Source organism: Mesorhizobium sp. M7A.F.Ca.AU.001.01.1.1, assembly GCF_004022735.1.
In the GTDB taxonomy this organism is placed as follows: Bacteria; Pseudomonadota; Alphaproteobacteria; order Rhizobiales; family Rhizobiaceae; genus Mesorhizobium; species Mesorhizobium ciceri.
In genome coordinates this window covers 1-3,586 of the sequence record NZ_RZPF01000678.1, presented here as the reverse complement: position 1 = coordinate 3,586, position 3,586 = coordinate 1, and the positions used below count along the sequence as shown (strand labels likewise).

Annotated in this window: 3 protein-coding genes; all 3 read left to right on the top strand. The window is 62.0% G+C overall.

Features of this window, described 5'->3' with window-relative positions; genetic code table 11:
* The coding region (locus tag EN884_RS29665; protein ID WP_164895231.1) for a carbohydrate ABC transporter permease at positions 1-398 on the top strand (398 nt) is incomplete at its 5' end.
* Positions 399-410: 12 nt separating this feature from the next.
* Positions 411-1,505 (top strand): sn-glycerol-3-phosphate ABC transporter ATP-binding protein UgpC, encoded by a 1,095-nt coding sequence (ugpC, locus tag EN884_RS29660; RefSeq protein WP_013525320.1) that lies wholly within the window; start codon positions 411-413, stop codon positions 1,503-1,505.
* An 80-nt stretch (positions 1,506-1,585) separates the two neighbouring features.
* Positions 1,586-3,481, top strand: coding sequence for a hypothetical protein (locus EN884_RS29655; RefSeq protein WP_063170587.1), 1,896 nt, complete (start codon positions 1,586-1,588; stop codon positions 3,479-3,481).
* The last annotated feature ends 105 nt before the right edge of the window (positions 3,482-3,586 follow it).

Sequence of the window (3,586 nt, the reverse complement as noted above, 5' to 3'; positions counted from 1 at the left end):
CCTATACGGTCTTCACGCTGCCGGTGTCGGTGTGGATGATGTTCGCGTATTTCCGCGGCATGCCGAAGTCGATGGAGGAGGCGGCCCTGGTCGATGGCTGCACGCGTTGGGAGGCGTTCTGGCGTGTTGCCGTGCCGCTTGCCGCCCCGGGCATCGTCGCGGCGGCCGTCTTCGCTTTCATCGCTTGCTGGACGGAGTTCTTCTTCGCGCTCATTTTGACCAGTCGAACTGCGTTCACGCTGCCAACCGTATTCCGCTCCTTCATCGGCTTCCAGGGCGCGCAATATGGTGAAGCGGCGGCCCTGGCCATTGTTTCCCTCGTGCCATCCATCGCTCTGGGAGTCCTTGCTCAACGACATCTCGTGCGCGGGCTGACGCTCGGCGCCGTTCGCGGATAGAAAGAGGCAGGCATGGCTGAAGTCAGGATCACCGGCTTGCACAAGCGCTACGGCGCCTTCCATGCGGTGCGCGGCATTGACCTCCACATTCGCGACGGTGAGTTCACCGTTCTGGTCGGCCCCTCCGGATGCGGCAAGAGTACCCTTTTGAGGACGATTGCAGGACTGGAGGAGAGTTCGCAAGGCACGATCGAGATTGGCGGCGAGGTGGTCAATGACTTGCGGCCGCGCGATCGTGACGTGGCGATGGTGTTTCAAGACTATGCGCTCTATCCACATATGAGCGTGGCGAAGAACATCGGCTTCGGTCTCAAGGCGCGCAAGATGCCGAAGCCCGAGGTAGAGGCGCGCGTTGCCGAGGCTGCGCGTATGCTCGGCATCATCCCCTTGCTCGGGCGATTTCCACGCCAGTTATCCGGTGGGCAGCGTCAGCGCGTCGCCATCGGCCGCGCCATAGTCCGCAACCCCCGCATCTTTCTGTTCGACGAGCCGCTGTCCAATCTGGATGCCCAGCTTCGCGACGAAATGCGCGGCGAGATCAAGCGCCTTCACCAGGACATCGCCACGACGATGATCTACGTCACCCATGACCAGATCGAGGCGATGACACTGGCTGACCGCATCGTGCTGATGCGCGACGGGTTGATCGAGCAGCAGGGCGCGCCACTCGAACTGTTCGAGCGCCCCGCCTCGATCTTCGTCGCGGGCTTTCTCGGTTCCCCACGCATGAGCTTCCTGCCGGGCACGCTGGCTTTGGACGGGAGCGCCGCCGCCATCCGGCTGGCCGATGGTCTGCTGCCGATCGCCCCCGGGCGGACTCTAAATGGCGCTATAGATGGGCAGTCGGTGCTGCTCGGGCTGCGCCCGGAACATCTGACACGCGCACACGCTGCTACCCCCGAGCCGGGCACGCTGCGCTATGATGCAACCATCGACCTGCTGCAGCCGACTGGCTCGCGCAGCTATGCGACCTTCCGCCTTGCCGGCGCGCCAGTGGTGGCGGAGCTTCAGGCGCACGACGTCAGCCGTCCCGGCGAGAGACTGCCGATCGACATCAACATGAACCGGGCGTCGATTTTTGACGCTGCGACGGAGCAAGCAATTTGACCTTGGCAGCATCTCGAGCCATCCGCTTGTGTGGAACCGAACAGGTCGAGCCACCCTTGCGCACACTTCGCGCGGGACCGTTGTCGGTCGACTTCGACAATGGGGCGTTACGCTACATCCGCCTTGACGGAATTGAGATTCTGCGCGGAATCTCGTTCCTTGTGCGGGACGAAAATTGGGGAACCGCTACAGCCGTTCTCGATGATCTCCACATCGATGAAAGGCTGGATGTGTTCAGCGTCGCATACCGTGCAACATGTTCCGCAACATCCGGTCGCCTGGTTTATCAGGTACGGATCTCGGGCAGTAGTGATGGTGCGCTGGCTTTTGCGGCCGAGGCAGAGCCCGAGACTGACCTTTTGACGAATCGGACCGGCTTCATCGTCCTTCATCCGATCGAAGCCTTGGCGGGCAAGCCGGTAAAGGTGCTGCATGAGGATGGTCATGATGAGCTATCGCTCTTTCCGGACCACATCGACCCTAAATGTCCGTTCACCGATATCCGGGCGTTGTCGCATGAGATCGCGCCTGGGATCTGGGCCACATGCACCATGGACGGTGATGCCTTCGAGATGGAGGATCAACGCAATTGGTCTGACGCTTCCTATAAAACCTATGTCCGCCCTCTGCGTCGCCCGTGGCCTTACCGACTGCCCAAGGGCCAGAAATTCACCCAGGTCGTCCGGCTACACGTGTCAGGAACGCTTCGTGCCGGGGCGTCTGAAAACCGCAATCCACTCATCAACCTGACGATCGGCAGACCCGTCGGCCAAGTGCCTCGCGTTGGCGTCGGCGTCGCTGGCGACGAGGCAAGGCACGCGCTTGTATCCCCCGAGCTTCTACGACGAATGGCTCCGCAGTGGATGGTCTGCCAAGTCGATCTCCGATTCGGACACGGCCATGATGAACTCGAAAGCTACGCCGCGCTTGCACGGCTGACCGGCGCAGGCGTGGTCCTCGAGATCATCACCAAGGGCACGCTCGACCCATTCGGCGAATTGGCGCCCGTCGCTGATGCGGTCCATACAATCGGCCTCAAACTGGAAGCTGTCTCCGTCTTTCCGGCGCAGGACATGAAATCCGTTCAGCCGGGAGCACCGCGGCCGGTCATGCCCAGCTTCCCCGAATGCTACTCCGCCGCTCGCCGGGCTTTCCCGGGGATCGGGCTGGGCGGAGGCATGGCCGCTTACTTCACCGAACTCAATCGCAAGCGTCCGCCAGCCGAAGCGCTCGACTACGTGACCTTCACCACCTGTCCAAGCGTGCACGCGGCGGATGATATTTCGGTGATGGAAACGCTTCAGGCTATCCCTCATCAGATACGCTCGGCACATGCTTTCACGGGCGACCGCGTGCCGCTGCGCATAGGTCCCAGTCAGCTCGGCTGCCGCGAGAACCCCTACGGAAAGGGCACCGCGCCGAACAAAGCGAACGCCCGCATATGTCTGAGCCGCATCGATCCGCGGCAGCGCGGGCTGTTCAATGCGGCATGGACGCTCGGCTATTTCGCGGCCTGCGCTCGCGAAGGGGTCGAGGCCGTCGCGGTAGGGGACTTCACCGGCCCCTTTGGCCATATCCACAGGAAGGCTGATTTCGTCCAGCCATGGTATGACCAGCAGGACGGCCGAACGGTCTATCCCGCTTTCCATGTCATGGCGGGTCTCTCAAGGCTCGGCGGAGCCACCCTGCTGTCCGTAGGAACTTCCGGCGCTGACGCCATTGCGACGATCGCAGCTGAAAAAGATTGGCGCGTGACACTGTGGGTCGCCAACCTCACCTCCAAGGCGCAATCTGTGAAACTTCCGGATGCGCCGAGCAGTGCCCGTATAGCTCTTCTTGGCGACGAGCAGTTCGAACGGGCGGCAACCGATCCCAACTTCATGGAAAGTACCGCAAGACCGCTGGATGACCAATTCATCTCGCTTGACGCTTACGCCGTCGCGCGAGTTGATCTCGACCTACCATTTTCGACCTAGAGCCCGATGTGCGCTGAGGTTGAGAGTTGAGCCCAGCGTCATGCGCAGCCGCATCAATCGCTCTGGCCCGAAGCGGGTGACACAGATCGTCAGGCGTCACTGGCC